Source organism: Variovorax sp. WDL1, assembly GCF_001541225.1.
Taxonomy (GTDB): domain Bacteria; phylum Pseudomonadota; class Gammaproteobacteria; order Burkholderiales; family Burkholderiaceae_C; genus Variovorax.
Window position 1 is genome coordinate 58,240 of the sequence record NZ_LMTS01000193.1, and the last position, 4,355, is coordinate 62,594.

Annotated in this window: 2 protein-coding genes and 2 pseudogenes; 3 read left to right on the forward strand and 1 reads right to left on the reverse strand. The window is 67.9% G+C overall.

Annotated elements, in window-relative coordinates:
- A pseudogene (locus tag APY03_RS44505) lies at window positions 1-1,193 on the reverse strand (tetratricopeptide repeat protein); the annotation flags it as partial.
- Between the two features lie 82 nt (window positions 1,194-1,275).
- On the opposite strand from APY03_RS44505, the gene mutM reads away from it, so the two are divergent.
- The 3 genes and pseudogenes from mutM to APY03_RS25885 form a co-directional block, all read left to right on the forward strand.
- Window positions 1,276-2,091 (forward strand): bifunctional DNA-formamidopyrimidine glycosylase/DNA-(apurinic or apyrimidinic site) lyase, encoded by an 816-nt coding sequence (mutM, locus tag APY03_RS25875; RefSeq protein WP_068681391.1) that lies wholly within the window; start codon window positions 1,276-1,278, stop codon window positions 2,089-2,091.
- 70 nt (window positions 2,092-2,161) lie between these two features.
- The gene (locus tag APY03_RS25880; protein WP_068681393.1) at window positions 2,162-4,123 is read left to right on the forward strand and encodes a dynamin family protein; all 1,962 of its coding nucleotides are present in this window, start codon (window positions 2,162-2,164) and stop codon (window positions 4,121-4,123) included.
- Window positions 4,113-4,355 (forward strand): annotated as a pseudogene (locus APY03_RS25885) (hypothetical protein); the annotation flags it as partial. The gene APY03_RS25880 and the pseudogene APY03_RS25885, both read left to right, overlap by 11 nt.

Consider the following 4,355-nt stretch of genomic DNA (forward strand, 5'->3'; position numbering starts at 1 on the left):
AGCGCAGCGCGTCGTGTCTGCGCGGCTGCCAGGTCTTCGGTGCTGTCGATACGCGACAGCCAGTGCTCGGCGCCCACGAAATCCTTGCGGCGTTCTGCCAGCTGCGCCAGCAGCAGGAAGGCCTGGGTCTGGCCGCGGCCGCGCGTTTCGGCATCGGCCTGCGTGTCGGCCATGGCGATGTAGCGCTTGAGCGAGGCTTCGGCCGCTGCGTCTTGGCGTGCCTGGGTCTGCAGGCTGCCCAGCAGCAGCCAGGGCTCGGGGAGCTCAGGGCGCGCCAAGGTCAGTGCGGCGAGTTCGGCGCTGGCATCGGTATAGCGGCGGCCCTCCACCAGCACGCGCGCGTAGGCGATGCGCATCTCTGGCAGGACCTTGGGTCCGGCCAGATAGCGCTTGACGAGCGCCTCGGCCTCCGGCTGGGCCGGGTCCACCAATTCCAGGGCCAGCGTTGCCGGTCCGTCGGCCGAAGGATCGATCTCCTGGCCTTTGCGCGCGGCTTCCAGCGCGCCGGCTGCATCACCTGCCGCCAAGCGCAGGCGGCCGACCGTGGTCCAGGCGGCGCCGCCAGTGGCCGGGCTCGTGAGTTCATCGGCGAGCGCCTGTTCGACGACCGAGACCGCCAACTTCTTGTCGGTGGCCCGGGCATAGTGGCGGGCGATGACAGCCATCAGAAAGGGTCGCTCCACCTGCGGCGTGGCCGCCAGCTCGGTCTTCAACGGCTCGACGGTCTCGCTGATCCGGTTGAGCGCGATCAGGATCTGCAGCTCGAAGCGTCGCGCCTCGCGCGATTGGGGCAGGCTTTCCTTCCAGGCGCGTGTCGCGGCGAGCGCGGCATCACCGGAGCGTGCCTGGAGCGCGATTTCCACGGCACGCTGGAACAGCTTGGCGTCGCGCGAACGGCGCGCGGCGTCCAGCACAAGCGCGTAGCCCGAGCCCGGGTCGCCCGAACGCGCCGTCAGCTCGCCCATCAGCACTTCGTAGAAGAGCTCCGCCGTCATCGCCGAGGCTTGCGCCTTCTCCTCGCGCTGGGCGGTGGCGGCGGCGGTCGTCACGGGCGGTGCCGCTGGTTCGATAAGGGGGGCGGGGCTGGTCGGTGCTGCCGGGGCGGGCGGTTGGGGCTGCGCCTGCGCGGCCAGCGAGATGAAGGCCAAGAGCGCGGCCGCCGCAAGGCGGGATCGGCGGAGCGAAGGGGTCATCGAGCCATAATAATCCAAGGTTTTCGAGCAATGGCTGCACGGGGGCTTCGATCTCGCCTTGTTTTCATGTCGGCCTTTCTCCATGCCTGAATTACCCGAAGTTGAAGTGACGCGACTCGGCTTCGCCGAACGGATCGCGGGCGCTCGCATCGAGGCCGTGCGCCTGGGCAAGCCGCTGCGGTGGGCCCTGGCGGCGGAGCCTGCGACGCTGGTGGGGCGCACCGTGCGCGCAGTGCGCAGGCGCGGCAAGTACCTCCTGGTGGACATGGATTCGGGTCTGCTTCTGATGCATCTGGGCATGTCGGGCAGCCTGCGCTTCGACACGCGGTTGCCCGCGCCAGGCTCCCACGATCATTTCGAGATGGTGACCAGCCGTGGGACACTGCGGCTCAACGATCCGCGGCGCTTCGGCGCTGTGGTGTACGTGGAGGACGAGACGACGCCCCTGGCGATCAAGCTGCTGGGCAGGCTCGGGATGGAGCCCCTGGATGCTTCTTTCGACCTCGATCGGTTCCATGCCGGCCTGCGACGACGCAAGGCGTCGATCAAGCAGGTATTGCTGGCCGGCGATGTGGTGGTGGGCGTGGGCAACATCTACGCCTCCGAGGCGCTGTTTCTGGCTGGCATCCGTCCGAGCCTGTCCGCTTCCCGCATCAGCCGTCCGCGTGCGGCGCGGCTGCACGCTGCGGTGCGGGAGATCCTGGAGCGAGCGGTCGAGCGCGGCGGCAGCACCCTGCGCGATTTCTCCAATATCGACGGGCAGAGCGGCTATTTCCAGTTGGAGGCGACCGTTTACGGGCGCACCGGCGAGCCCTGCCGGGTTTGCGCCACTCCCGTGCGGCAAGTGCGGCAGGGCCAGCGCTCGACATATTTCTGCCCGAACTGCCAAAAGTACTGAAAGCCCGGCAGACTAATGGCTCGCCAGCGCCGTGCGGGTGCTAATATTTGTAAGCAACCCTTACACACCCTTGACTCGCTCATTCAATCAGCAATTCGACCAGCATGGCGCCTGGCGACGCAACTTCGCGCACCGCCTCAAGTGGCTGGCGCGCTGGCTGGATGAGAACGAGCTGCTCGACCAGAGCGTGGCCGAGCGACTGCGCGAGCTGGAATCGCAGATGCGCACCAGCAAGGTCATGGTCGCGTTCGTGGCTGAGTTCTCGCGCGGCAAGTCCGAGCTGATCAACGCGATCTTCTTTGCGGCTTACGGCCGCCGCATCATGCCGGCAAGCGCGGGCCGCACGACCATGTGCCCCACCGAACTGGGCTACGACGCCGGCTTCGCGCCATGTCTGAGGCTGTTGCCGATCGAAACCCGGCTGGAGCCGCATTCGCTCGCTCATTGGCGCGACAAGCCAGAGCACTGGACCGAGATCCCCATCGACGTCGAGGACGCCGAACAACTCTCGCAGACCATGAACAAGGTGGCCGAGGTCCGGCGCGTGCCGCTGGCCGAGGCGCGGTCGCTGGGCTTCTGGAGCGACGAATCACCCGACGACAATCCCGTGCCCGATGGCGAGGGCCAGGTCGAGATCCCGCGCTGGCGCCACGCGCTGCTGAACATGCCGCACCCTCTGCTCGAGCAGGGCCTGGTGATCCTCGACACCCCCGGCCTCAACGCCATCGGCGCCGAGCCCGAGCTGACGGTGAGCCTGATTCCGCAGGCCCACGCCGTGGTCTTCATACTCGCCGCGGACACGGGCGTGACCCGTTCCGACCTCGCCATCTGGCGCGAGCACCTGATCACCGAGGGCGATCCCGGCGAGACCCGCATCGTGGTGCTCAACAAAATCGACACCATGTGGGACACGCTGAGCACGCCGGCCCAGATCGATGCCCAGATCCAGCGTCAGCGCAAGGGCGCCGCCGAGCTGCTGGGCGTGCCGCTCACGCAGGTGCTTCCGGTGTCGGCGCAAAAGGGTCTTCAGGCCAAGATCCGCCGTGACGTGCCTTTGTTGCAGGCGAGCCGCCTGCCTGCCCTGGAATCCGTGCTGGGCGAGGGCCTGCTCGGCAAGCGCGAGCGCATGCTGCGGCTGGCGGTGGACGCCGGCATCTCTGCATTGCAGGCCGAGGCGGCGCGCATCCTCAAGGTGCGCCAGCGCGACCTGTCGGAGCAGGCGCTCGAGCTGCAGGGCCTGCGCGGCAAGAACGTCTCGGTCATCCGCCACATGCGTACCCGCATCGAGCAGGAGCAGGCCGAGTTCGAGGGCAGCAACACCCGCATCCTGGCGCTGCGCTCGGTGCAGGGCAAGCTGCTGCGCGAGGTGTACGCGGTGCTGGGCAGCACTGCGCTCAAGGCCGACATGGCTCGCCTCTCCTCTTCTCTCAAGCGGCCCGGCATCAAGTTCAACGTGCGCAAGGTGTACGGCGCGACCTTCGACGCGCTGCGCAACAACCTGCGCGAGGTGCAGGCGACCACCGCCGAGATCCAGTCGATGCTGCATGCCACCTTCCGCCAGCTCAATGCCGAGCACGGTTTCGCGCTGCAGGCGCCGGCCGAACCTGACCTGACGGGCTTCCAGGAGCAGTTGAGCCAGATCGAGCGCAGCCACATCCACTACCTCGGCATCGGCAACGTGCTGAAGCTGGCGCAACCCGACTTCTGCGACAAGCTCGTGCGCGCACTGGCCAGCCGCCTGCGCGTGGTCAACGAGGCGGCAATGACCGAAGTGGAGCGTTGGAGCAAGGGCGCTGGCGCCCAGCTCGACGCGCAGCTCAAGGAGCGCCGCCGCAACTTCACCAAGCGCATCGAGGCGATCGAGCGCATCCAGAGCGCCGCGGGCAACCTTGACGAGCGGCTGACCGAGCTCGCTGCCCAGGAGGTGGGGCTGGCCGAGCTGCACGTGCGCCTGCGCGAGTTCACGGCGCTGCTGACGAGCAACGAGGCGCCTTCCTCGGCTGCCGCGCGCGGCGAACTCAGTGCCGCTTGAAGATCCGAAATCGGCGGCCCAGGGGCTTCCGGCGGACTTTGCCGCGCGCGTCGTGGCCTGGCAGTGCAGCCATGGGCGCAGCGAGTTGCCGTGGCAGAACACCCAGGACCCGTACCGCGTGTGGCTGTCGGAGGTCATGCTCCAGCAGACCCAGGTCTCGACCGTGCTGGGCTACTTTGCCCGCTTTCTAGATGTAGTTTCTCACCACGTTGTTCCCCTCGAATCCGAGGCG